Source organism: Paenibacillus sp. EKM212P (assembly GCF_011066115.1).
GTDB classification, from domain to species: Bacteria; Bacillota; Bacilli; order Paenibacillales; family Paenibacillaceae; genus Paenibacillus; species Paenibacillus polymyxa_B.
In genome coordinates this window covers 648988-675338 of sequence record NZ_JAAMNR010000001.1, presented here as the reverse complement: position 1 = coordinate 675338, position 26351 = coordinate 648988, and the positions used below count along the sequence as shown (strand labels likewise).

The 26351-nt window shown below is 46.3% G+C and carries 24 protein-coding genes; 15 read left to right on the top strand and 9 right to left on the bottom strand.

Annotation, left to right across the window (positions count from 1 at the left end):
* Positions 1-29: 29 nt before the first annotated feature.
* Positions 30-1427, top strand: a complete 1398-nt coding sequence (gene sufB, locus G9G54_RS03180) for a Fe-S cluster assembly protein SufB (protein WP_013309556.1) — start codon at positions 30-32, stop codon at positions 1425-1427.
* Positions 1428-1703: 276 nt separating this feature from the next.
* Positions 1704-2066 carry a YmaF family protein gene (locus G9G54_RS03175; RefSeq protein WP_103048127.1) on the top strand — a complete coding sequence of 121 codons (363 nt, stop codon included), beginning with the start codon at positions 1704-1706 and terminating at the stop codon, positions 2064-2066.
* A 324-nt stretch (positions 2067-2390) separates the two neighbouring features.
* Here the strand turns inward: G9G54_RS03175 and G9G54_RS03170 are convergent, their stop codons facing one another.
* The gene (locus G9G54_RS03170) at positions 2391-3230 is read right to left on the bottom strand and encodes a manganese catalase family protein (RefSeq protein ID WP_165176021.1); all 840 of its coding nucleotides are present in this window, start codon (positions 3228-3230) and stop codon (positions 2391-2393) included.
* Positions 3231-3435: 205 nt separating this feature from the next.
* On the opposite strand from G9G54_RS03170, the gene G9G54_RS03165 reads away from it, so the two are divergent.
* Positions 3436-4290, top strand: coding sequence for a manganese catalase family protein (locus G9G54_RS03165; protein WP_165176019.1), 855 nt, complete (start codon positions 3436-3438; stop codon positions 4288-4290).
* A gap of 172 nt (positions 4291-4462) precedes the next feature.
* Here G9G54_RS03165 and G9G54_RS03160 read toward each other — a convergent pair whose 3' ends face one another.
* Complete coding sequence (locus G9G54_RS03160; protein WP_165176017.1) at positions 4463-5527, bottom strand: HD-GYP domain-containing protein; 1065 nt, start codon at positions 5525-5527, stop codon at positions 4463-4465.
* Positions 5528-5846: 319 nt separating this feature from the next.
* On the opposite strand from G9G54_RS03160, the gene G9G54_RS03155 reads away from it, so the two are divergent.
* The 7 genes from G9G54_RS03155 to G9G54_RS03125 all read left to right on the top strand — a co-directional run bounded on the left by G9G54_RS03155 (position 5847) and on the right by G9G54_RS03125 (position 12528).
* Entirely contained in the window at positions 5847-7301 is a 1455-nt protein-coding gene (locus G9G54_RS03155) for a bifunctional metallophosphatase/5'-nucleotidase (protein ID WP_165176015.1), read from the top strand.
* A complete protein-coding gene (locus G9G54_RS03150) occupies positions 7255-8415 on the top strand; it encodes an HD-GYP domain-containing protein (protein ID WP_165176013.1) in 1161 nt (386 codons plus the stop codon). The genes G9G54_RS03155 and G9G54_RS03150 overlap by 47 nt, the downstream gene beginning before the upstream one ends.
* A gap of 97 nt (positions 8416-8512) precedes the next feature.
* A complete protein-coding gene (yfkAB, locus tag G9G54_RS03145) occupies positions 8513-9643 on the top strand; it encodes a radical SAM/CxCxxxxC motif protein YfkAB (protein ID WP_023987890.1) in 1131 nt (376 codons plus the stop codon).
* A 16-nt stretch (positions 9644-9659) separates the two neighbouring features.
* Positions 9660-10988, top strand: a complete 1329-nt coding sequence (locus G9G54_RS03140) for a hemolysin family protein (protein WP_165176011.1) — start codon at positions 9660-9662, stop codon at positions 10986-10988.
* Between the two features lie 261 nt (positions 10989-11249).
* Complete coding sequence (locus G9G54_RS03135) at positions 11250-11474, top strand: spore coat associated protein CotJA (RefSeq protein WP_165176009.1); 225 nt, start codon at positions 11250-11252, stop codon at positions 11472-11474.
* Position 11475: 1 nt separating this feature from the next.
* Positions 11476-11925, top strand: a complete 450-nt coding sequence (locus G9G54_RS25955; protein WP_269465968.1) for a spore coat protein CotJB — start codon at positions 11476-11478, stop codon at positions 11923-11925.
* A 33-nt stretch (positions 11926-11958) separates the two neighbouring features.
* On the top strand, positions 11959-12528 hold the full coding sequence (locus tag G9G54_RS03125; protein WP_061831696.1) for a manganese catalase family protein: 570 nt from the start codon (positions 11959-11961) through the stop codon (positions 12526-12528).
* A gap of 271 nt (positions 12529-12799) precedes the next feature.
* Here G9G54_RS03125 and G9G54_RS03120 read toward each other — a convergent pair whose 3' ends face one another.
* Complete coding sequence (locus tag G9G54_RS03120) at positions 12800-13873, bottom strand: glycosyltransferase (RefSeq protein WP_165176007.1); 1074 nt, start codon at positions 13871-13873, stop codon at positions 12800-12802.
* Between the two features lie 430 nt (positions 13874-14303).
* Here G9G54_RS03120 and G9G54_RS03115 point away from each other — a divergent pair, with 430 nt between their 5' ends.
* The 3 genes from G9G54_RS03115 (at position 14304) to G9G54_RS03105 (ending at position 18585) form a co-directional block, all read left to right on the top strand.
* Entirely contained in the window at positions 14304-17111 is a 2808-nt protein-coding gene (locus G9G54_RS03115; protein WP_165176005.1) for a bifunctional glycosyltransferase/class I SAM-dependent methyltransferase, read from the top strand.
* A 25-nt stretch (positions 17112-17136) separates the two neighbouring features.
* On the top strand, positions 17137-17799 hold the full coding sequence (locus G9G54_RS03110; RefSeq protein WP_165176003.1) for a class I SAM-dependent methyltransferase: 663 nt from the start codon (positions 17137-17139) through the stop codon (positions 17797-17799).
* A gap of 84 nt (positions 17800-17883) precedes the next feature.
* A complete protein-coding gene (locus G9G54_RS03105) occupies positions 17884-18585 on the top strand; it encodes an HAD hydrolase-like protein (protein ID WP_165176001.1) in 702 nt (233 codons plus the stop codon).
* A gap of 102 nt (positions 18586-18687) precedes the next feature.
* Here G9G54_RS03105 and G9G54_RS03100 read toward each other — a convergent pair whose 3' ends face one another.
* From G9G54_RS03100 to G9G54_RS03075, 6 genes are read right to left on the bottom strand one after another with little or no spacing between them, the layout of a single operon-like run.
* Positions 18688-19878 (bottom strand): YheC/YheD family endospore coat-associated protein, encoded by a 1191-nt coding sequence (locus G9G54_RS03100; RefSeq protein WP_165175999.1) that lies wholly within the window; start codon positions 19876-19878, stop codon positions 18688-18690.
* Positions 19860-20375 (bottom strand): GNAT family N-acetyltransferase, encoded by a 516-nt coding sequence (locus tag G9G54_RS03095; protein ID WP_061831701.1) that lies wholly within the window; start codon positions 20373-20375, stop codon positions 19860-19862. Before G9G54_RS03095 ends, G9G54_RS03100 begins: the two co-directional genes overlap by 19 nt.
* A gap of 16 nt (positions 20376-20391) precedes the next feature.
* Positions 20392-21501, bottom strand: coding sequence for a YheC/YheD family endospore coat-associated protein (locus G9G54_RS03090; RefSeq protein ID WP_165175997.1), 1110 nt, complete (start codon positions 21499-21501; stop codon positions 20392-20394).
* Positions 21498-22868, bottom strand: coding sequence for a YheC/YheD family endospore coat-associated protein (locus G9G54_RS03085; RefSeq protein ID WP_061831703.1), 1371 nt, complete (start codon positions 22866-22868; stop codon positions 21498-21500). Before G9G54_RS03085 ends, G9G54_RS03090 begins: the two co-directional genes overlap by 4 nt.
* Positions 22869-22880: 12 nt before the next feature.
* Positions 22881-24035: a YheC/YheD family endospore coat-associated protein gene (locus tag G9G54_RS03080; RefSeq protein WP_165175995.1), complete on the bottom strand. Its 1155-nt coding sequence runs from the start codon at positions 24033-24035 to the stop codon at positions 22881-22883.
* Positions 24036-24078: 43 nt separating this feature from the next.
* Entirely contained in the window at positions 24079-25449 is a 1371-nt protein-coding gene (locus tag G9G54_RS03075; RefSeq protein WP_165175993.1) for a YheC/YheD family endospore coat-associated protein, read from the bottom strand.
* A 162-nt stretch (positions 25450-25611) separates the two neighbouring features.
* Between G9G54_RS03075 and G9G54_RS03070 the strand changes: the two genes are divergently transcribed.
* Positions 25612-25956 (top strand): YlbF family regulator, encoded by a 345-nt coding sequence (locus G9G54_RS03070; protein ID WP_025685398.1) that lies wholly within the window; start codon positions 25612-25614, stop codon positions 25954-25956.
* Between the two features lie 72 nt (positions 25957-26028).
* Entirely contained in the window at positions 26029-26310 is a 282-nt protein-coding gene (locus G9G54_RS03065) for a hypothetical protein (protein WP_069291592.1), read from the top strand.
* Positions 26311-26351: the final 41 nt, after the last annotated feature.

The window sequence follows — 26351 nt, the reverse complement described above, 5'->3', positions numbered from 1 at the left end:
TTAAATAGAACAGAGGAGGTTTGAGAAACATGGCCAAGAAAGCACCGGAAATGGAAGAGTATAAATATGGCTTTCGTGACGAGCACAAGTCCATTTTCCAAACAGGTAAGGGTCTCACTCCGGAAATTGTAAAGGAAATCTCCAAAATTAAGGATGAGCCAGAATGGATGCTGGAGTTCCGTCTGAAAGCACTGAAACAGTTTGAAAAAATGCCAATGCCAAACTGGGGCGGAGATATGGATGAACTGGATTTCAACGATATCCAGTACTATGTAAGACCTTCCGAGAAACAAGGGAAGACATGGGAAGAAGTTCCGACGGAAATTAAAGAAACCTTTGATAAATTGGGTATTCCTGAGGCGGAGCAAAAGTTTTTGGCTGGTGTATCCGCACAGTATGAATCGGAAGTTGTCTACCACAGTATGCAAAAGGAACTGGAAGATCAGGGCGTTATTTTCATGGATACCGATACGGCGTTGCGTGAGCATCCTGAGATTCTGAAAGAGTATTTTGCAACAGTTGTACCTCCTGCGGACAATAAGTTTGCAGCACTGAATAGTGCGGTATGGTCAGGCGGAAGCTTCATCTATGTACCAAAAGGTGTGAAATGTGAAGTTCCATTGCAGGCTTACTTCCGTATCAACTCGGAAAACATGGGTCAATTCGAGCGTACGCTCATTATTGCTGACGAAGACAGCTTTGTTCATTATGTAGAAGGCTGTACGGCTCCAATTTACAGCACGAACTCGCTGCATAGTGCGGTGGTGGAAATTATTTGTAAGAAGAACGCACGTGTTCGTTATACAACGATCCAGAACTGGGCACCAAACATCTATAACCTGGTAACCAAACGTGCGGTTGCTGAAGAGAATGCAACGATGGAATGGGTCGATGGTAACATCGGTTCCAAGTTGACGATGAAGTATCCAGCCGTTGTATTGAAAGGCCGTGGAGCGAAAGGTATGGTCTTGTCCATCGCTGTTGCAGGCAAAGGCCAGCATCAGGATGCAGGTGCGAAAATGATTCACTTGGCACCAGACACCACCTCCACAATTGTATCCAAGTCGATCAGTAAGCACGGCGGTAAAGTAACGTATCGCGGATTAGCTTCATTCGGTCGTCAGGCTCAAGGTGCAAAATCAAATATCAAGTGTGATACGTTGATTTTGGATAATCAATCAACTTCAGATACTATTCCTTATAATGAAATTATGAATGACGACATCACGCTTGAGCACGAAGCAACAGTTTCCAAGGTATCGGAAGATCAGCTGTTCTATCTGATGAGCCGTGGTTTGACTGAAGCAGAGGCAACGCAAATGATCGTTATGGGCTTTATTGAGCCGTTCACCAAAGAACTGCCGATGGAATATGCGGTAGAGATGAATCGTTTGATCAAGTTTGAAATGGAAGGTTCCATCGGTTAAAACGCAGTAATCCTTGGCGTGACAAGGTACTTGAGGTAATTAAAGCTGTTAGATCGGAGTCGTGCCGATTTATGCTGACTCGGATTTTCTCTAGTATAGAAGGCGAACTTTTTAAGTTCGTCTTCTTTTATTTTTTCTGTGATGCCTAAGTCCATAAGCCTTCTTTCTACTACATAAAAAAATTATGCTCAGGACTGCGGATAGTTGCCTAGCACTTATGTATGTTTGCTTAATAGGATGTTATGAGTGACATAAACATAAGGAGGCATACCATCGATGCAGAAGAATAAAACTGGAGTGGAGAAGAAAACCCTCTCTTCTAAACAGGCACAGAGGCATGTACATGAATTTGAAGGTAGTACCAAACTGGCTGAAGAAGGCGCAGACCGACATAACCACCGCTTTGCAGGTGTTACTGGGCAAGCGATTCGAGTTGGAAGAAGTCATGTCCATGAAATCGATCTTACAAAAACTGATTTCGTGAACCACTTTCATAATCTGAAAAAAATTAGAACAGGACCAGCTATTCCAGTCGGAAATGGAAAACACGTACATTTTGTTACGGGCCAAACTACATTAAATGATGGCCATGTACACCAGTTTAATTTTGCAACATTGATTCAGGCACCTCTTATTTAATGAACGGTGGTTTGACCGAAGCTGAGGTAACACAAATGATTGTTATACACATCTGCTCATAAAGAATGAGAGCATCGTCTTCGATTTTTCGGTGATGTGTAAATTACTCGAAATAAATCAAAAAGCTCTGCTAACCATAAATGGTCGGCAGGGCTTTTTAGTCTTACATTGATTCTGTACTTCTTGATTAATGACCGGCTATGATTTTATGCCTTATGATAAGCCGCCTTATTCGAATTTTAAGTATATATTTTTTGTTTCATTTTTATGGTCAGTGTCACCAATTAGCAATCTTTAATGTTGGGCAGCTCGTCTGCTACTTGTTTATTTATCTGAAGTTTTATGGTCTAAGTCATGATGTAATTCGGTTGCTGGTATTTTGGCACTATAGATTTGACCTTTGGCAACAGGGTTAGAGATGTATACATAGCTCCCGCTTCCATCCGGTGCGCTTCCTGTTGCCCATAAACCTTCACTAGATTCTTCGCCTTCAGACAAATTCCAAAACTCATAAGCTTCAGGCTGAGACTCTTGCTCTGCTTCAGGAGGAAAAGAAGCCGGGACCACAACACCGTTTTTTTCTTCTAATTCTTGGATTGCCGCCATCCATTGATACTGGTGATAGCGGTCACGTGCTAGCATTTTCCGTAGTGTAGCTCTGACGCTTTCATCTTGTGTCATATGATATAGCCTTGCTACCTGCAATCGACCCTGACTCTCTGCGTGCAAATTGGACCGCATATCCGCCAATAGGTTGCCACTTGCGACAATATAAGAGCCGTTCCATGGAACTCCATTTGAATTACTAGGTAATCCGCCAAGACCGCTGACCAGCAAGTGCTGCGGGTTAATTCCCCCCATAATGGCAGCTGTAACAGGGTCTTTTGCAGCTTGTTCTTGATCTTCTGGTTTAGCTCCATCAAGTAGTTGACTAATTAGAGCACACAGCATCTCCACATGCCCTACTTCTTCAGTTCCAATGTCCATTAGCATATCTTTATATTTTTCCTCACCGCGACAGTTAAACCCTTGAAATAAATATTGCATCATCACGGTCATTTCTCCAAATTGCCCCCCCAAAACTTCTTGTACCTGCCGGGCAAAAAGAGGATCAGGACGCTCTACTTTCACTTCAAACTGCAACTCTTTTTGATGTCTAAACATAATTACTCCTCCTATAGTAAAGCAGCTTAGTGAATTCTAACTGTATTTAACCTTTTCAAGATGTAATAAAACGAGGATCAGCATAACAACATTCTGATAGGAGTTTTTATATTTAACTATCTGTTTGTTTGGTTTGTATAAAAATTATTAAAGAGGGAAGCATATGTTTCACTTTAAAATAAAGAGTTCAAGGAGGATTTTTGCATTGTATTTTTATAAAGAAGATTTAATTAACTTAATAGTACCTGATAAGCCCGACCCGGCTGCTGCTAAAGTGATTCAAGAAGTATTAGGTGGTCGCTTCGGAGAAATGCGTACCATGATGCAGTTTTTCTTTCAAAGTAATAATTTTCGTGGTAATGCTGTGCAGTATAGGGACTTGATACGGGGAGTTTTTCTAGAGGAGCTTAGTCATGTTGAACTGGTCCAACATACTATAAATCAACTTCTGACTGGCTCAGGCGCAGACCAAGCCGGCGATGCCGGAATTGATCATGCTCCTTTAGATGAGGCGATAAAACACGCAAATCCTCATCATTTTATTATGGGAGCTCAAAGTTCCTTACCTGTTGATGCAAGTGGAAATCCTTGGCTAGGTAGTTATGTTTATTCCCACGGCAATCTGATTAGTGATTTGCTTGATAATCTCGTACTCGAATCTACAGGGGTTCTGCAAAAATCCCGAATTTACGAAATGAGCTCGAACAAAACATTCCGGGAAACGTTGGCTTTTTTGATTGTGCGGGATAATGCTCATCAAAATGCGTTTGCTAAAGCTTTAGAGACACTTGGAGTTGATTGGGGAAAATTGTTCCCGGTTCCAAACTACGATATTAACAAGTATCCAGAATGCCGGAAGTATGTTGAAATGGGCTTTCACAATGCACAGTTTAATTTTCGATTGGATTCTACCCGTATTGGAGAAATATTCAATGGGCAAACTCCAAGCAGAAACGGTGGGGATTTGAGTGTAGTGGATCCTCCAGAAGGTTTTCCTCTTCCGTATATGCCTGAATTGCCTAATGAACATAGCCCAGGTCTGCATGATCTTAACACTTAGGTTTAAACAAATAAGTAAGGATAGTAGCTAGGTTAATGTCCGTAACATAAAAAGAGGCTGTCCTTCGTAAAGAACCTACGAATCAAGGACAGTCTCTTTTTATTCGCGTAGCCTGTGCTTCGGCAAAACATTTCGTTCTACCGAAGTAACGCCGGGAGGCAGTAGTAGTGGATCAGGATTCCAAATAAATCTCATCAATGGATACATGGCGTTCTCTAGACAAATCTACATATTCATCATCATTAATTCTCACTAAGGGTCTGAAGTAATCAGCAGGATTATTTAGAATAATCGTTCCTGTCTGACCTGTAGTCAGCAGAACCTGCTTATTAATGAAATTAGGAAGCATGTGTCTGATGAACACTTGGGTAGCTTCTGGGTTTAGATGTCCAAAACTCATGCTGTGCAGCTCACGTAATACGGTGAGCAGCTCCTGCTTCGTCTGGTACACACGATTGGAAATCATCGCGCTATACACGTCGGCAATAGCTGTTATGCTGGCAAAAGGATGAATATCTTCCTTGAACAGTCCATGGGGATATCCACTTCCATCTTCACGCTCGTGATGCTGCAGGGCGACAATTGCAGAAATCTCATCGCTGGTTGAATTGCGAATAATATCATAGCCATATAGCGAATGTTTTTTCATCTCATGGAATTCTTCGGGTGTCAGTTTATCCGGTTTGTTCAAAATTTCATCCGGTATCATGGACTTGCCTATATCATGTAAGTATCCAGCTTTACCGGCGGCATATGCTACTTCTTCCGTATATCCAAGCCATGTGGCAATGTAATATGACAGTACGCCTACTTGGAGAGAATGATTATAGGTATAGTGATCTCCCCGTTCCATAATTAATAGCAGAGATACGACATCTTTTTGACGAGCCAGCTCTGAAACGAGAGGGCCGAACAGCTCATCCACTCGATATTCATCAAATTTTCCAGTTGAGGAGGCTTCGAGAAACATGCTTTCAAAGCCACTGATCGTCTGCTCCATGAGAGGAACCGCACGTTTGAGGGACTCGGGGGAAGCTGGGACATCGGGGGCAAAGTCAACCGGAATGCTCGCTGAACCGGCATCAATATCGATATAATCGACACCGTGCATAATGAGTTTGGAAATATCGTCATGCTGTAGCTCGGTGCCCTGAATCATGACAGGTACACCGTGCCCATTGTATGTATCGGATTTGAGGCGATCTCCCGGCTTGGCATCGGTAACGTGTACTCTCATGCGCTAACCTCCTTATTGTCGTAAATTTGTCGAAAATACGAAACAAACTTAATATATCAAGAATTAAATGGGATGACAACGACTAATTTACTATTATTCCAAGCTGTAAAATAGGTCCCAGGAACCCGTTTCCTATCAGATACCTACAGTAGATAACGTCAATACTTTTCACTATGTTTAGGATATGAGATTGCCCAGAGACTACAGCGAAGCTTAAGGACTATGTCCACTCATATGTACCATATTGCTAAATAACATGGTATGCTTAAACATTAGAAGCTCCAAAGTCGATATATATAAAGTATAGAGGAGGGCGGTTATGGAGATGACGATTCGGCAAACGTTGACCATTTTGCATACCAATGATATCCATAGTCATTTTGGCAGTATGCCTTCGATAGCCGCGATGATCGATGAACGAAGAGCCGCATCACGGGATGCGCTGCTTGTGCTCGACATAGGAGACCACATGGACCGGATGGCCCCCGAAACGGAAGGAACGCTCGGTGGGGCAAATGTGGATGTGATTAATCTAACAGGATACGATGCAATTACGATCGGTAACAATGAGGGACTGACTTTTACCCCGGATATGATTGAACAGGCATATGCGGGCATTCATTGTCCGGTCGTATGCGGCAATATGACAGAGCGTGCCACGGGGATGAGCCCTTCGTGGATGAAGGAATCCCTTATCGTAGATAAAGCAGGAATCAAGGTCGGTTTACTTGGTGTGACGGCTCCTTTTGTAGAGTTTTATCAATTGCTGGGTTGGGATGTGCTCAATCCGTTTGAGGTGCTGGGGAAGCAGATCGCGGCACTGAGAGAGCAGGTTGATGTTTTGGTCTTGATGTCGCACCTGGGTCTACCTTCCGATAAAAAATTAGCGTCACAGTTTCCTGAAATTGACGTTATCCTTGGAGGTCACACCCATCATGTGCTGGAGGAACCGCTTTGGATCGGAAAAACAGCTTTATGTGGGGCGGGTAAGTTCGGAACGCTGCTGGGTGAAGTGACACTAAGTCGTAACAATAGCCTCGAACCGTTTCGAGTCACGTCAGGCGGCGTAGTTCCTGTGGATCAGACACTACTGGACGAAAAAGTAGCATCGGCCATTGTGGTGCATCGCAGACAAGCAGAGCGCGCCATGGAGAGCACAGTTGCGGTGGCGGATCGGAAACTGGAGATCGCATATGATCAGGAATCCCCTTTCGGGAATATGCTGGCACAAGCGGTGTCCCATTTTACAGGAACAGAAATTGCCCTCGTCAATGCGGGACAACTGCTCGGCCCATTACCTCAAGGGGATATCAGCAAAGGAATACTACATTCCTTATGCCCTTCGCCGATTAATGCCTGTGTTATGAAGTTGCGGGGAAGAGATATTCGGTTGGCGCTGGAGCAGTCCTTGCTGCCTGAATTTACAGACAAGCCCATGACGGGGTTTGGCTTCAGAGGCAAAGTGCTTGGCACGATGTGTGTGGAAGGCTTGGCCATTCAGTATGACCCTGGCCGTGCTCCTTATGAAAAAGTGACGGACATTCGTGTAGCGGGTCAACCTTTGGAAGAGCATGAGGAATACACAGTGGGCACGTTGGATATGTTCACTTTCAAAGCAGGTTATGAGGTGCTTGCGAACGGAACAGATCTCCGATTTATGCTTCCAGAATTTTTACGGGATATGATTGAAATGGAGTTGAAGCGTCCGGGCGCGATGGAAGAATGTTTTGCAGCTAGGTGGCTTCAGGTATCAAAACAATCGGGAGAGGATTAAGCTGCGACTGGTACCTGTTACGTTATTGAGAGCCGGCATGAAGCTTGGCAAAAAAATTTACAATGAAAACGGAATGGTGCTGCTCTCGGAAGGTGTTGAGCTTACTTCGCGATTGATTGAACGTCTAGGCCAAGTCGGTATTGGATATGTATACATTGAGGATGCTGTGACAGAAGATATCGTCATTCCTGAGATGATCCATGAACAGACAAGGGCCGCGGCGCTACAGGAAATCAAAAAGCAGTTTCAAGGTTTATCATCCTACTCCGTAGATCATAAGCACAAATATTTTGGCAAGTCATTTTATAAGGTGATGGAATCCATTCTGGACGATATTGGAGGCCGTCAGGACGCCGTCATTATGTTGATGGATATTGGGGCCGCGGATCAGGATTTGTATCATCATTCTTTGAACGTATGTTTGTATTCACTAGTACTTGGAATTTCCAATGGCTACGATAATAACCAGCTCATGGAGCTGGGGATAGGTTCACTACTGCACGATATCGGTAAAATGAAAATTTCACCTCAAGTACTCTATAAGCCAGGTAAATTGACGGATGAGGAATATGAGCATATGAAAACACACACGGTGATCGGCTACAAGCTGCTCAAAGACGAACCTGGTATTCCCTTATTGTCGGCTCATTGTGCATTACAGCACCATGAGCGTATCGACGGCAGTGGATACCCACACGGTTGGAAAAAGGACCAGATCCACGAATATGCGAAATGGATCGGTCTGGCCGACTCGTACGACGCAATGACAGCAAGTCGGATATACAAACAGGCTTTGTTGCCCTATGAAGCGATGGAAGTGCTGTACGCGGGGGCAGGAACGTTATATGAGCAGCGAATGCTGGAAGCCTTTCGTGACTGTGTAGCTATTTACCCCCTGGGACTCTCTGTGATGCTCAACACGGGGGAAGAGGGGGTCGTAGTGCGTATACATCCCAAAATCCCGCAAAGACCCGTCATTCGCATTGTAAGGGACCGGGATGGGCAGGAAGTGAAGGCACCTTATGATGTGGATTTGTCCGTATCCCTCTCGGTTATGATTACAAACACATTGGGTGCTACTGTCGCCCCTTTCGGAGGAGTACACGTAGATTAGCAGATGATGTGGAAGAAAGTATGCAGACACTTTACACATCATGATATGATAATTATACGTCTTTTGAGGTTAATAACAGAAATAAGGTGAAAACATAATGACAGTTCTACAAAATAACACGCTACCCCAAATATCGCCAACCTATGATCCGTGGGACCCGATTGTCTCACTGCGTACACATGGTCGTCATTTGCTTACGAGTGTGGAGATGACCGTAACGCATCTATGTAATATGCGCTGTGAGCATTGCGCTGTTGGCGATATGCTGGTTATGAAGGAGGCCCCTTTCCTTCCGCTAGACCTAATGCTGAAGCGTTTGGATGAAGTCGAGCATCTGGAGACGATCAGTATTACAGGCGGGGAACCTGCCTTACTCGATAAAACAGTGGATGAAGTGATCGTTCCACTGTTGAAATATGCCAAGGAGCGCGGTATTCGCTCGCAAATCAACTCCAATCTGACGTTAGATATTCGCAGATATGAGAAGATGCTTCCTTATCTGGATGTGATGCATATTTCATTTAACTATTTGAATGCGGACGATTTTTATGAAGTGGGTTTTGCAAATACCGGCCGACCGACTCCACGTGCGGGTGCTGTTCGCCTGTATGAAAAAATGATGGAAAATGCCCGCAGATTGAGTGAAATGGGGATGTTCATTTCAGCTGAATCCATGATTAACTATCGGACACACACGAAGCTGGAGGGCATTCATCAATTAATCAACGAAATGGGATGCCGACGGCATGAGGTTCATCCAATGTACGCGTCGAATTTTGCCTCTGCTTTGCCTGTGCTTTCACTCGACGACATGCGGAACTCTATCCATAAGCTGCTGGATGTACGTAATCAGGACATGTGGATGTTGTTTGGCACATTACCGTTCTTTGCTTGTTCGGATCGGGAAGAAGACCGCAAACTGCTTCGACGCTTGCGTCAGGAACCGAATATTACGGTGCGTAATGATCCGGACGGAAGAAACCGTGTGAATGTGAATATGTTCACGGGTAGCGTGTATGTGACAGATTTTGCAGACATACCGGCTTTCGGAAATATTCAGGAAGATAGTCTGGACGATATTTTTGGTGAATGGCTGAATGAGCATCCGCTGAATCAGACTGTAAACTGTCATTGTGATGCCGCTGCCTGTTGTGGACCAAATCTGCTCGTGGCGGATATGTATTACAAAGGAATAGACTTTAAATCAAGAAAAGCATTACAACTATAGAAATGGGGAGTTCGTATTGGATGGTCATACCGAGTTTCATTGGGGATTGCTAGCTGTGAATCTCCTCTTGGTACTGCTGCTTGTCTTTCTAAATGGTGTATTTGTGGCCGCAGAATTTTCGCTGGTCAAAATGCGCCAATCCCGATTGACGCAGCTCCAAAGCGAGGGTCATCGCCTGGCAGGCTATGCGCTGAAGGTGAACCAAAAGTTGGATGCTTATCTGTCCGCCACCCAATTGGGCATTACGCTGGCTTCATTGGGCTTGGGTTGGATTGGAGAGCCAGCAATATCCGGCTACCTGATAGAGCCACTCATGCACAAACTCGGTGTAACTGACGGTACACTGATTACAACGGTATCTGTTATCGTCGGATTTTGTGTAATTACCTTTTTGCATATCGTATTAGGGGAACTGGCGCCAAAGTCCTTAGCGATTCAGAAGACCGAAGGTGTGGCGTTGTTTTTATCGGCGCCATTGCTGCTTTTTTATAAGGTCTTTCTGCCTGTGATCTGGGTATTGAATGCTGCGGCAAACTTACTGTTGCGTGCATTCGGCATTCAGCCGGCGAGTGAAGCCGAGGCGGCTCATTCGGAGGAAGAGATTCGTATATTGATGAATCAGAGCGCCAAAAGCGGTGTGATTGATAAGGACGAAATTAAGCTGATGGATAATATTTTTGATTTTTCCGACTTGCTTGCCCGAGAAATCATGCTGCCGCGTACAGATATGGATTGTTTGTATACGAATTTGTCGTTTAAGGAAAATCTCAAGATCATCAGCGAGACCAAGCATTCCCGTTACCCGGTAGCGGTTGAGGATAAAGACCAGATTATCGGTTTTGTCCATATTACGGATCTTCTGCTAGCTGAGCAGGGAGAGCAACTGGATCTGGCTTCGGTGGTACGTCCTATTTTGAATGTGCCGGAGTCCATGGAAGTGAGTCACGTGCTACGCCTTATGCAGAAAAAACATTCCCAAATGACTCTCGTGGTAGATGAGTACGGCGGAACGGCCGGGCTGCTGACAGCGGAGGAAATTTTGGAGGAAATCGTCGGGGATCTCTATGATGAATTTGAGGATGAACGCCCGAGTGTTGAAATGAAGGAGAACTTCATCTCTGTGGACGGTCGTATGCTCATTGAGGATGTCAATGATTTGACTGGAGTGAACATTGAAGACGACGAGGTGGATTCCATCGGGGGATGGCTGTTCAAGGAATTGGAGGGCATTCCGGTGAAAGGGAAGAAAATTGAGTTTTATAACCTTACCTTTGAGGTGGAGGAAGCAACAAGGCTTCGCATAATGAGAGTGAAGATTCACCGCAAGCCTGAGCCTGTGAGTTGAAGATGAGCTTTCTACCGATTGATTCCTAATCCACAGATATAGGTAAGATCAGTTCAGGTATGTAAGTTATTATAGAGTGCTGAAGAAAGAGCTTTTAGATCCACATACCGTGGTTTTAAAGGCTCTTTTTTGATTAGAAATAGTTCTATGGTTATTTTCTTGAACAATTATTTTTATCTGTGATTTTTTGTTCGAGACTTGGGCGATGCGGCATATGTTGAATAGTAAAACAGATGGATCAATCAAAGGAGGTCCCGGCCCGTGAAATTTCCACAGCAAGGTGAGTATGTCCCGTTTGTCGGCCCGTTCGATCCGTGTCCGCCCGTTCTGTGTAAGACTTATGTGCTTCCGCCAAACTTGTTTATACAATTTCAGCCCCCTGGTCTACCACAATTCAGTCCAGATGAGGCGCTGACGAAGGGAACGCTATGGCCTTTGCTTTACAGCCCTTATGAGCCTAGGAGAAACCAGGGGGGAGGCGAATAGAATGGAGAATCCAAATCAGGGTCAGTCCCCATTCCAATTCCAGCAGCAAAATCAGCATGAGAGCGGGCAGCAACAGCCGAATCCATATCAAAGCCCTTATTCAAATCCGTATCCATACCAGAACCAGTATCAGAACCAAACTCAGGGCTATAGTCAAGCCGGAAACCCGGCCCAAGGCTGCACGCCCCAAACCAAGCCAGTTGATGCCCAGTTTTATGCATTGCTGGAGAAGCTCCAAGCGGTGGATTTTGTGTTGGTGGAGCTGAATTTGTATCTGGATACGCACCCAGATGATTTACAGGCTATCGAACAGTTCAATAAGCTGACGCAGGAAAGAACGGCGATTGCTAATGAGTATCAGATGCTATATGGGCCTTTACAAAATTTTGGCCGTGCCTATTCCAAGTATCCTTGGGAGTGGAGTCAATCCCCTTGGCCGTGGCAGGTCTAGGTAGGTATAACCTTTTATAAAGGAGGAACATGAATGTGGGTATATGAGAAAAAACTGCAATATCCCGTACGTGTCAGCAAATGTGATCCTCATATGGCCAAACTGCTTATGGAGCAGTATGGTGGAGCGGATGGCGAACTGGCAGCGGCATTGCGCTATCTGAATCAGCGCTATACGATTCCCGATAAGGTAATTGGCGTACTGAACGACATAGGCACGGAGGAATTTGCGCACCTTGAAATGATTGCGACTATGATTTATAAGCTGACCAAGGATGCGAGCGTGGAGCAAATGAAGGCAGCTGGGCTAGGGGAATATTACGCGGCGCACGATCATGCGCTATATTATCAAAACGCCGGCGGTGTTCCTTTTACAGCGGCCTATATTCAAGCCAAAGGCGACCCGATTGCCGATCTATATGAGGACATAGCGGCAGAGGAAAAGGCTCGAGCTACATATCAGTGGCTGATTGATCTGACAGACGATGTGGATTTGCAGGATAGTCTGAAGTTTTTGCGTGAACGTGAAGTGATTCATTCGCTGCGTTTCCGTGAGTCAGTGGAAATTTTGAAGGGGGAAAGAGACCGGAAGAAAGTCTTCTAAGAAAGTTTTATACCATCAACGGTTTAAATTGTTAGCTTGTTCTATATATTATTACAAATAGGAAAGGCCATCTGCAAGCCTCAAGTGCAGGTGGCCCTTCTTTATTTTTTTACATTCACCTATCCCCTAATATGAATTGCTTGGAACGATGGATTTTTTGGCCGTCTGGACTAGAAACTGTGTTTTAATACAAAGCAGAGGATAGCCTTCCTCAATATTTAAATAGGCAGCCACATCAAAGGAGAAAATTCCATAACCACCGACAGAAAACTTATTTTTGTTCTAGCTGTGCAAAATATTGCTCGTTATATAAAACACTTGGATGAGTAGGATGGTGCAACTGAGCTATGCGATGATGCGATTTTGCCTTTTCAATGTCGCCGATTCGGTCGTAACACAGGCATAATTGCAAGTGTGGAAACCAGGTATAGTACGACGAATTGGTTAAGGCCATCACATCTTGTGGGGGCTCGATCAGCGTCGCCTGACGAAACCAGTAAATGGCTTGAGTATACTGCTCATCTTCAATGAACAAATTGCCAAAGGCACAGCAGAACTGGGCGCGTGGTACATCAAGGTTGAGTGTGCGAAGCAGTGCCATACGCTGCTCCTGTTTTTGACCCTGGTGAGCGTAGCAATCTGCTAGCTTAAAGCAAGCAGCAATCCGATCCTCAATCCATCCTTGATCGAGCCCCAGATAGTGTTCGTACTGCTGGATGGCTTCTAGTATGCGTCCGTTATCATATAGTTCATTAGCGAAGTAGTAGTGATCTCGCTCAGAAAATGCAGTGCCTTTCTCCCGGTGCTGGAGATAAATATGTAAATTACGGTCAGTGTAGGTACGTGTCTTTTTATGAGTCACTGCCATATTGCTGTGAAAGGTGCTGCCAGTCACATTCAGGAATTCGTGCACAAAGCCGATCCATCTGAATCTACGATCACGCCGCACAATTCGGTTTCTTTTGAGCTTATGCAGCGGCTGCCCCTGTTCATCTACAGATAGTACATAATCCATCGTAATGCTGTCATACGAGACGGTGGCTTGTTTTTTCCAGTCGAGAAATGCCAGTCGATCTTGCTCCTCTAGGATGTCATCAGCATCCAGCCAAAATTGATATTCCTGTGTTGCCTGATCAAACGCATAATTGCGGGCTGCGGAGAAATCATCGCACCATTCAAAATTGTATACCCGAGCATTGAATGATGCAGCGACCTCTTGGGTTCTGTCGGTAGAACCAGTATCAACGATAATGATTTCATCTACTAGGTCATGGACTGATTTCAGACAGGTATGAAGGGCTTCTTCTTCGTTTTTGACAATCATACATAAGCTGACAGTTACCATGCTCTTTGTCCCCCCCAAAAAACTTGGTATAATCTCCATTTTATTAGGATAGCTTGCTCATTATGTAGTAATTCCTATGGATCGTTTAGAGGATGTGTGATGATCATAAATTCAATCTTGCTCTAATAAATTAGAAAATCAAAGTCTGATATGAAGAGGAGGAGATTGTGCAAAATTCGATATTATCAAGTGCGACCGGGAAATAAATTTGATGGCTAAATGTAGTTAGAAAACCGGTAACAGAAAAAAAGGCAGTTAACTGGAGGGTAAGATTGTATTTTTGTATTGATGTCGTTTTCATTGATATTTCCAGGTGTAAGTCCATTCATACTACGTTCACTCCCATATCGCTTGGTCGCAATTATGGTATGTCTTAGGACATGGAGGGAGAACGGTTTATGAGGCTTCTACCTGATGGAGGCGTTGAATCATGCGTATACTAATCGGTAGCCCGGTGCACCAGAAGCCGGAAATATTGTCTTTATTTCTTCAAGCTTTGGAGCGACTGGAGGCACCTGACGTGCTGCCGGATTATTTATTTGTCGATGATAATGACAATCCGACTTCAAGCCAATGGCTTGCCGATTTTTCCAATCGGCTGCCGGGCAGGGTTTTACCCTTGTTGACAGGCTCACAGCAAGTAGAGAATCGAAGTGATGAGCACACTCATTATTGGCCGCCTGCCCTCGTCTGGAAAGTGGCTGGCTTTAAAAATCGTCTTATTGATTATGCACTTCAACATAATTATGACGCGCTGTTTTTGGTCGATTCTGACCTAATTCTTCATTCCCGTACCTTATGTAAGCTGGTGGAGGCGGAGAAGGATATTGTATCTGAGATTTTCTGGACACGCTGGCAGCCGGAGGGGCCTCTATTGCCTCAGGTGTGGGTTAGTGATGAATATAATTTGTTCCATCGTGAAGAAGGCGAAGTGTTGTCGGCAGAGGAGAGAGCACAACGCGAGTTGCATTTCATACACCAATTGCATGTTCCTGGTTTGTACGAGGTGGGTGGTCTAGGCGCTTGCACCCTAATCCGTAGACGTGCACTGGAAGCAGGGATTCACTTTGGTAAAATCAAAAACGTTTCCTATTGGGGAGAAGATCGACATTTTTGTATTCGAGCAGCTGCATATGGATTTCAACTTTTTGTGGATACACACTACCCGGCGATGCATCTGTACCGGGAAGCGGACCGAATGAAAGCAGAGCAGCTACTATTCGCCCTAAAGTATTTTACAACGAGTGCTGTTCATACGGACCATTCAGAACATTTAGCATATCTGGATCACTCCGATACTCCTACTAACTCTCCTGCCTTCAATCGTTCTGCATCATCAAGTCCCTCTAAGTTCCCTGAACCTCCTGTTATACCGTATGATCTCCGTGAGTCAGCTGTCTTTGCCAAGTACACTGCAGATTCTTTTGCTGTACCACAAACATTCTCTGGTCCACGACAAAGTGAACTTCATACGCCGCCTGTCTCCAAACCCAAATTGACGCTGACTATGACGGTATACAATGAGGCAGATCGCAAGCTCATTGACGTGCTGCGGAGTCATCGGGAATATATTGATGAAGCAGTCATTATTGATGATGGCAGTCAGGATGATAGCGGAGAGTTGTGCCGTGAGATCCTAAAGGGAATCCCACTGCGTTTAATACGCAATGAAACAGCTTCTTTTACCAATGAATTAGAGCTGCGTAAGCAGCAGTGGAGAGAGACGTTGGCTTCCTCTCCCGAATGGATATTAAACATGGACGCTGACGAAATGTTCGAATCCCGTTTTGCTCAAGGGGTACATTCGTTGTTAGCGGGAACGAAAGCGGATACGATTTGTTTCAGGTTGTTTGATATGTGGTCTTCCACGCATTACCGCGATGATGATTATTGGCAGGCTCATCAGTATTACCGTCCTTTTTTAATTCGATATAAGGAAGGGTTCCCTTATAAATGGAAGGAGCAGTCCTTGCACTGTGGGAGATTTCCCGAAAATGTGCTTGACCTACCAAGTGAAATCAGCAACTACCGCATCCAGCATTGGGGATGGTATACACATGCTATTCGCATGGCCAAATTTCAGCGGTACCAGTTGCTTGATCCAAGTGCTCGTTATGGCTGGAAAGAGCAATATGAATCTATTTTGGACCCGAACCCCCGACTCACGCTCTGGGTAGATCAGGACAACATAAATGTAGAAAAAGAAACTGCACCAGAATATGAAGCTGCTCACCAGGTGAACGACATGGATGTTGCCGAGATTTCGAGTGTCCAGGTTATTAATAATTCCGATCTGCAAATAAAAAGTGAAGCCAAGGACTTACTTTATAGTAAATGCAAACTGTGTGGCTCATCTGACACGGCAGTATTTCATAGCTATGAACGCTTTACCTTGATGGGATGCGGCTCCTGCGGATTGGTTTTTCGTAATGATGTGGATCATATACAGCCAGAAGATATGATTACAGAGATTTATAATGCCGAATGGGTTGCTATGCGGGATAGTGCAGCAGCGTCAACTTATGGAGATCATGCCCTTTTTGGACTCATGCTGCTGGATATGTTCAGTACCGGTAAAGGAAAATTGCTTGAGATTGGATCAGGTACCGGAGAATTTATCCATGCTGCCCTTCAAGCCGGATGGGATGCAGTGGGCATTGAACCTTCCATAGACTCGCGTGCTTACGCCAAATACAAATATGACGTGGATTTATTGCCGGGTTACTGGGGCGATGAAGCCGAAGAAGATACTCAAACCGAAGAAGCACATGAAATACAGGAATTGAATGAAGCACAAGAAGCAGAAGAAGATACTGATTTACCACTGGATCACAAATACGAGGCCGTAGCATGCTGGCATGTGCTGGAGCATATTGCGGACCCAGTTGCATTTTTGACAGATTTACGCGAACAGCTTCAACCTGACGGGACGATCTATATTACGGTGCCCAACAAAAATTCGTTCACCAATGAGGCTTATGGCGTTTACTCGCCTTTATTTACGGAGGAAGATCATTTGTATCATTATTCTGAGCATACGCTTGCGCTCTTACTGGCAAAGTCCGGCTTGCGCTCGGTGGCTTTGTTCACCCGCCAGCTTCCCTCTGGTTTAGATGCCTTGCTGCAAGCCCATCCTTTGTACGGTGAGCTTACCCTTACGGAGCAAATGGGATTGTTGGCCAAACTTCAAGGCGAGAAACGGGGTCATGAACTGTGCTGTGTCGCAAGGGTAATTTAGTCATCCCCAAAAGGAGGCAGTATCCATGAACATGTCTGATCCGTATCTGTCTCGCTTTTTTGTATATTCTGACCCCAACTCCTCCAACATGATTTACAGACTCCCCCAAAGCTGGTGGAGTCGCCCCTATGAGTATGAGTGGTGTCTCCAATTTATGTCTGGGCAAGATACAGTACTGGACGCAGCATGTGGAATCCCTCATCCATTCAAATTTGAGTTGGCCCGCCGTTGCGCTGAGGTCTATGCCTGCGATCTGGATATACGGATCGTTTCCGTGGATGCCATTTTGGCCGAGGTGCGGCGGGATATCGGAGAGGAGGCTGCCGAGCGCATTCAGGAGATTTTACCAGTTCGTCTCCACTCCGCACATGCCAATCTGACGGCTCTACCCTATGAAGATGCCAGTTTTGACAAAATTGTATGTATCTCGGTACTGGAGCATTTAACGCCTGATGAATCTTTGGCAGCCTTACGTGAATTTCACCGGACTTTACGGGATGACGGAATGCTTCTGCTGACGTTTGATTATCCTACAGTGGACTTATCAGCGATGGAGCAATGGATAGAGCAGGCGGGATTTTCGTATTGGAATGGTGTGGATCTCAAGCTTCCACGGGGTGCTTTACACACGGATATGTGGGGCGGTCTGCATTGTTTTAGGACTGTTTTAAAAAAATATAAGAGTTAGCGGTATGCGCAATGAGGTTTACACGGACCTCTCTTATTGCTTATCATGAGAGGGGTTAGAGTTGTAAACCTACATAGGAAAGGAATGACTGATAACTACATGAACAATGCACCTGTGTTGAAGAAACCTGAGGCTATGGTATTTGATATGGACGGTACACTTTTTCAGACGGAGACGCTATTGCTTCCTGCGTACCACAAGCTGTTTGATACGCTGCGCGCCGAAGGGCTTTATGAAGGAGAGACTCCTCCCGAGGAGCTTATTTTGAATAGTTTGGGTATGTTGCTGGATGAAATCTGGAGAAGAGTGATGCCGGAAGCCAGCGAAGCGGCCCACAGAAGAGCGGACGAGCTGCTGCTTCAGCTGGAGCTGGAGGGATTGAAGAGCGGAAGTCATGCCCTGTATCCACATGTAAAAGAAACACTCCAGTCCCTTCATGAGCAAGGTGTCCGATTGTTCGTAGCCAGCAACGGGCTGGAGGATTATGTAAAGGGGATCGCTGCTGCGTATGAAATGGTTCCCATTTTTGAAGGACTGTACAGCGCTGGGGAGTACAGCACGCTTTCCAAAGTGAATTTGCTGGAAATTCTGTTGAGCAAGCACGATATTTCGAATGTATGGATGGTAGGAGATCGCTCCTCAGATGTGGAAGCAGGCAAAAAGAACGGACAGACGGTGATCGGTTGTGCTTATGCTGGATTTGGCGTAAACGATGAGTTGAAGGGGTCTGATGCGATTATTACGGACTTTACGCAACTGCTTAAACTTTATAAAAACGCCGAGTAACTGTGAAACATAGGTTATTGGTTATAAATAGGCTTGACGTACCATATAATTAAAACATGCTAGCACTGTCGGGCAGACGAAAAAGAAAGGAAGGCAGCCACTTTACGCGGAGCCTTCCTTTGTCTTATTCTCAGTCTTACTCTCTGCTTTATCTTCTGTTTTATCTTCTGTTTTGTAGTCCGTCTGAGGCTTTGGATTAATTTGTGTGTGGTAGACCCATAAGGCATATTCCATGGGCTTGGCGATGGAACGGCGATAGGTATCTTTTTCTCCAATACGTGAAAATACCTCGCGGGCTGGTTTCGGGTTGACTTCCAGCACGTATATATGACCGTCCTTATTAATTGCCAAATCGAGCGCAAGCTCGCACAATGCCCCGTAGCTTTCTTCCAGATACGCAGCGATGTCCAGTCCGAGTTTTTCCCCCTGCTTGATGATTTTCTCTCTACGGCCCTCATCACGAATCCATTGCGTCAGCAATTGGTTCATCGGTACCGCCTTGCCTCCACCATGCAGGTTGGAAGTGACACTCCGATGTGCCCCGATTCGCCCGGCGCATCCGGTTAGCTCCCATACTCCTTGGCTATTTTTCTGCACCAGCATACGGTAATCATGGACCCTGCCATTCGGCAACTGCACAGGAATGCCTTCCTGAACAATGTAGTTATCCATGTTCCAGCTGCTCAGACGCGGCTCCAGACGGTCTAGACGTACCCGCTGCTGGGGAATAATATGGCGTTTGCGATTGCGGCCTTCAATCAGATACAGGCCCCCTTGCTTGTTAACAGGTTCAATACGTAAAATGCCGCGTCCTCCCGTACCGTTAATCGGCTTGAGGTACACTAATGAATTCTGTTTGAGCATCCGTTTTACACTATGAAATCCATTGAACAGCTCTGTTGCAGGCAAATGGGGGCGAAAGGCAGACCTTCTCGCAAGCTGCTGATGAATGACCCACTTGTTACTCAGCGGTCGGTTTAAATATACAAGGTCTGTATACTGCAATCGAAACTGCTTTAACTGACGATATCGTTCACTGCGCTGTACTCGGCAACGGTCGAAAATCATATCTGGGAACTCTCGCCACTTTCGGCTCCATTTTCCGCTATGTGGATCATAGATTTGGGCAAGGAGCAGCCTGCGATCCTTATGGACATCTGCTGGAGTAAATACATACATATCCAGTCCCAGTCTTTTCCCTTCTGCAATCATGCGCTCATATATATCACGTTCCTCCAATTGCTTCTTGTTGTTTAAATACAAGGTCATGATGCCTAGGACAGGTTTTGGCACAGCATTCCACCTTCCTCTGCCGTCTGCTTATCTTGGGATAACTCCCCGTGAAATATCAGCGTGGGTTTCCCGGTCGGTCCAGTCGTCATTTCATGCGCAACCAGTCCAGCGCGGAAACAGGTTTTGAGACTGGCCATATTGTCGGCGGCTACGCTGCACGTCAGACGGCGCAGCTGTTTGAGCTGGGCGGACAGCAGTCTAGCGCCCAGTCTGCGGCCCCGGTAAAGCGGACGAACAATTACGATGCAAGCATCCTTCCCGTAATTCAGAGCGAGGGAAAATCCCGCAATCCGCAGCCCCTTCTCCGTGCGCACATATGCGCACAGGAGGGAGGAACCAGGGGTGTTCAATTGCTCCGGCGTCAAAACAGCCAACTGCCGCAGAGCATTACGAGTAATGCGCATGCCCCCTGAGCTGCGGGCCAGAAACAGTAACTGTCGTCGTCTCAGCAGCCAGCTCCGGGCAGGCAAATGTTGAACATCGCTAATTTGCGGCATGATTCCACTTCCTTGATCATGATTTCATTCGTCCGGCCAAAAAGGAGCTGTACTGGAATATGCGTCTAAGCGACTTTTGGCGGATTTCCGGCTCGTCAAATTTCATCGGTTTGGCATTGGCTTCAAAAAACCAGAGGGTTCCGAGCGTATCCACGCCCAAATCCATGGACATTTCGCCATGGGAAAGACCGGATGCGCGTTCAATTTGACGTGCAATCTGTATGGCCGTACTTTTAACTTTGTTCAGTAGATCCGTGCTGTCCTCAGGCCCAAACAGTGAGGACAGTAGCTTGAACGGGTCCTCTACACTCCCGCCACGCGGGACATGTGTGGTAATGCTCCCTTTACCTGCCAGTCTGGCACCGACCCCGGTTATACTCCAGGAGCCGCGGATATTTTTTTGTACCAGGATACGCAGGTCGAAGGGTTTTTTCTGATAGGTTGCCAGATCGATACCCTGTTGAATGATATAAGGCGAGTTGCCCGCTTCCCGGCGGATACGTCCCCACAGCCGGGATAGCGATACAGATCTGTAGGTTACACTTTTTTTGTCATGCTGAATGGTCAGTCTGTAAGCCATTAGATGTTCTGGGCGGAATTTAAGAATCATAATCCCTTTTCCGGCCTTACCGTTTTCCGGTTTGAGATACAGGTATGGATACGCAGACAGCATTTTTCCTAAGGAAGACAGGTTGCTTAACCGTTTGGTTGCCGGAACAAGCTGACGAGTGGTTTCCGAGGTACGCAACCACTTGAACAGTTCCCATTTGTTAAAAAAGCCTGGATTGTACAGCTCAATGCCTGAAGCATGTGAAATTTCATCCAACTTTGTGCGCACAGAGGTTTTAAGTTCATAATTACGATTGGGGATGCGATTATAAATGACCTGTGGAGGTGGAAAATTCTGTTCCTCCCACGTCTGTAAGCTCTTGTTGAAAACGTAGCCCTTAACCGTTTCGTCTGCCAGTTTCAGGTCCCTGACGGTAACAATGTACACCTGATAGCCCATCCGTGTTCCCGTTTCAAGAATATCCCTGAAATTGCGCTGATTGCCCTTGAAGAATTGTTCTTCGTCGTGCACTGTCAATACAGCAACGACTGGCTTATGCTCCGCCCGGGTATTCATAGTTCCTCTTTTCTGCGGAATTTACTGAGGTAAAGACAGTGGTCCAAAATATGCTCCACGGATGCTTTACCCTCCGCACGCAACGATGGATGCTGAAAAATGGATCGGCCTGGCTTGGAGTTGGCTTCAAACATCCATACCTTTTCATCCTGATCAATACCCAGATCAAAACCGATTTCACCCAGTAGATGCTGGTGATGGTGTTCAATGGCTTCTGCGAGCGTAACTGCTACGTTTTTGGCACGTTGAAGCACTTCACCCGCCCGGTCTCCGAATACCCGGTTCAACGCCTGTTCAGGTGTCATAAGGGAGCCGCCGTTTTTGATGTGGGTCGTGACACTGCCGCGTCCGGCTTTTTTGGCTCCAATGCCGACGACGACCCACTGATTATTTCCATTTTTATGCATGTGAAACCGGAAATCAATTGGGCAATTGTCAATCTCGATCAGCTGGATACCCTGTTGAATGACGTAACCCTTTAACATCTGTCCCTGATTGGAGTGAAGCATCCTGAGCATGGAGTTAAAAGAGGTGAATTTTAGCAATACATTGCTATTTTTCTTACGGTACCTCACAAAATAGCCTTGCTTGGGAACATGGGACAGACGGTAGATTCCTTTACCGAGGCTGCCTCCACTTGGCTTGTAATAAGCAAATTGATGTCGCTCCAACATACCTCGGATACGTTCAGAGCTGGGATTCATATATGATTCAGGGACATAGCGGTTAACATCTGGATTATTTTCCAGCAGATTATAGATATCGGACTTATTGAAAAAGCTCCAGTTAAAGAAGGGAATTCGTTTGCGGGAAAAGCGTTCGCGTAGTTGATTGATCGCCGGGGAAAAATCAGATCGACGGCTCGGCAAACGGTTATAGATCACGTCCGGCAAAGGTACAAGTTTACGTGTGAATTCCCCGCTGGAAGACAGAAAATAGCCGTTAATCGTATCATTTTGCCAGTTAATATCCCGAGGGGTGAAGGCAAAAATATAAGATTTTTTGCTGCCTTCCTTTAGCAGTTGCTTAATAAAGCCTGTGCGTGATCCGAAAGGGCGAGTGGTGGAGTTGGTACCGTCAGACAGCACGCCAATCAACGGCCCTAGCTGTATATCCCCATCCAGATTTCGCAAATAGATGGCCCCGCTTTTGGGAACACGGATTGCATTACGTAAGCCCGAGGTCAAGTATAGATGGCGTCCCGCCTTCTGAATTGGTTTTACTGTAGCGGGAATCTGATCCTTACCGAGCCGCAGACGTACGGACTTGGCTCCGGATAATTTAAGGCTTTTCAACAAGGAAGTGGATATATACGCCACCTTGTCGGGCTGCTGTGAGAAATGCACATTGCAATGCGTTAAACTCATCTGTTTATCCTCCTATACCGTATGTTCAAGGGAGGCGCCCGCGCCCTTTGGCCCTGTCGCTTTGGAATGGGTCATTAAATATCGAGCATATTCGAGCGGGCGGTTGACCGACTGGAAAGCGCACTCTGGCTGACGGGTCTGAAAAAAGGAGGCCCGGCCAGGTCGGGAATTAACCTCCAATAGCCAGATGTTCCCGCTCCGGTCAATACCGTAATCAATTCCCAACTCGCCAAGGCGGCCATAACGTTCCTCCAGCGCCCTGGTAATGGTCAAGGACAGCGCCATCATCTGCCTGATGATGAGACGCGTGGTGTCCGCGCCAAATTGTTCACGAAGGTAAGGCTCAGCTGGATGGGCTTCGCCCCCACCGTGAAGATTAGAAGTCAGAGTTCCTTGTCTGCCTTCTCTTACGGCAAAGCCCGTCAGGCGCCAATAGCCGTTGCCATCCTTTTGCATGAGTGCGCGAACATCAAAGGGATGATTGCTTTGGCTTGTTAATTTCAAATAAGGCTGCACGATATAAGCGCGTTTGTGTGCAATTCCGTGGACCCATGACAATCCTGCATCCAATTCAAAAAACAAGCGCCGGAACGGGCGGTTACGGGAGTCTCTACCCTGTACAAGTAGTCCTTGGCCTCCTTCTGCCAGCCGGAGATACAGTGTGCTCTTGCCATGTGTTCCGGTCTGTGGCTTCATAAACAGCTCCGAATGGCGTCGTAGCCATTCCACAAGCTGGATCGTGTCCCGGTATGGCGCCGTAGGCGGCACAAAGGGACGCACTTTATCTACCGCATGTAAAGCGCGATACACCTGCCACTTGCCAGGTAAGTTACGCGACCAGTAGATGAGCTTGCGCGATTTTTGCTCCGCCATATCTTCCAGTGTGCGCCTGACATTCTGGCTCTCGTGAACATGGAGACAGCGGTTATACACAATGTCCGGCAACGGAAAGCGGCCGGATGTCCATAATCCGTTACGGTAAACATAACCTCGTATGGAGTGATCTTCAGGTGAAACTCCTTCGGCGGTAAACGCCATTACGCTAAGACCAGAGCGCCTGCCCAACAGACTTAGCCTGCGGCAAAAATCGGCTTCGGTAATAGGGGGAGTGGCGGCCTGATTCCGGCTAACAAGCACGCCCAGCGTGCCTGGCACAACAAGAGACACCGACAACAGCTCCTTTAGCAGCCAGACTCTGGAAGAGATGAATTCATTTGAAGCCGGCTGAATAACAGCAGTATTCAATCATTTTTTTTACGGACGGGCGAGTCTTCTGATCATTTAACGGCGTGTTGTCATTCTTCGATGGCTTCGAATTGACCTCCAGCAACCAGATGCGCCCCGTGCTGTCTATTGCCAGATCTATACCAAATTCTGCGAAATGGGCGGGAATCGCTTTTTCCACTCCGCTTGCGATATCCAGTGCTGCTGTTTTGAGAGAGGTATGCCCATTCGATTTAACGGTTGCGGGCAGCGTGGTTTTGGCAAGTGCTTCCTTGACTGTACTCAGCGTGCCGCCTCTTGCCAGATTGGACACAAAGTGGCTGCCTCCGGCGATCCGGGCGACAATGGATGTTACGGTCCAGGTTCCAGACGAATTTTTCTGTACAAGCGCACGAAAGTCGACCGGACGCTTACCGTGATCAATCAAGGTAAGTCCCTGTTGGAGTTGAAAGCGTGTTGTTTTCATTTTTCCCGCTAAGCTTTTGTACAGTTTATCGACGTTGGCATACATTTGCTTACGGGGTGTGCCCGCTGTTGTGGATAGCACCGAAAAGGTACCATCCGTTTGTTTGTTAATGCGCATTATGCCTTTACCTAGGCTTCCGCGCACTGGCTTGAGAAAAACAGCGGGATACTGGTTGCACATTTTTTTGAAAACAGCAAAGGTTTGCAGCAAGTGGGACTCGGGTAAATACTTGCGCAGGGAAGAATTTGATTTAAGCGCATCAAATACTTCATTCTTATCCAGAAACTTTTCGTTAAAAATGGTCGTGCCGTACTGCGATTTTACTTCTTTCATGAAATGCTGTACGCTAGTTCTGTTCTCGAGTTTACGGGAGGTAAGACGATTATTGACGACATCGCCGGCAGGCATGACCGTCTTTTTCCAGCCTCCGTCATACACCCATCCCTGAACTCGCCCGGGCTGACTTCCGATATGCTCCGGGGTGAAAAAATACACATATGCTCCTTGTCTGCGGCATTCCCCGACTAGTTCACGGCAGAACAGGGTGATCGACCCGAAAGGCTTGTCGGGCTGTTCGGGATAGTCCCGACTGACCAGCACGCTAATAAGTGGGCCCACTCGAAGTGTCCGGCGACCTCGGCTGTAGGTTACTCGCAGATTACAATTGGCATGAAGCCCCATTTTTCGGGCTAGCACGCTTCCCACACGTAGGCCGCTGTAGCGGGGCACCGATATGACGGTAACCTCTTGGCGGAACGAACCGAAGGCGAGCTGAACGGGGTGGCCAGCGGATATTTTCCATTTGCGAAGCAGGGACTCGCCGACCATGAGTACGTCATCCTGCAAGATGCCCGATCCGATGATTTGAATCGTTGTTTTTTTGATGGACATCGTGGATCTCCTTCCGGGCAGCAACTTGATGTCTTGAAAGTAACGGGAAACGTGAATGGGCTGTAATAGCACTGATTCATCATATGAGGACATATATCCCTTGGTGATTGACGGACAATGTGAAATGTTGACACTAAACTTGTATTGGAGGAATAAACAATCATGAACATCTATGACAAAGCCCATGATTTAGCGAAAGCATTAAAGGAAAGCAAAGAGGTAGAGGAAATTACGTCAGCGATGAAGCTGATCGAAACCGATCCAGAAGCTAAGAAAATGCTCGACGATTTCCGTGAACGCCAAATGGAAGTACAGCAACGCATGATGAGCGGCGATATGCCAGCACAGGAAGAGATGGAAAAGATGGAGAAGCTGTTTGAGGTACTTAGCTTGAACCTCAACATCCGTCGCCTGTTCGACGCTGAACGTCGCCTGAGCGTGATTATTGAGGACGTTAACAAAATTATTGCAGACAGCCTTCAACATTTGTACGGTTCATCTCTGTAAGTTTGTCTCATATTCCTTCCTGTCCTCTCATAGACTAGATACATAGAGTCACAGGGAGAGGAAGGGATACGATTGGGTTCTTTCAAAAAATGGAAACACGGTTTGTACACACTCATTGCATTGGCTATGGTTTTGGTCGCGTTACCACGCATCTCGCTAGCAGGCGGTTTGAACTGGGTCAACGGCTTTGGAATGGTATGGGTACTTTTTGCGCTGCTAGTCATCGGAGCAAACATGCATTTTTTGCTGGGTGTGGATGAGGAAAAGCGCAAAACGCTGGAGCGTGTGCGGCGGGCCAAAATGCAGCAGTGGCAGATGAAATGGGATAAAAAAGCTGACAAAGGCAGCATGTAGTGAGTTTTTTCAGCTTGTCCTGGGCTTGCCTCCCAGATGGC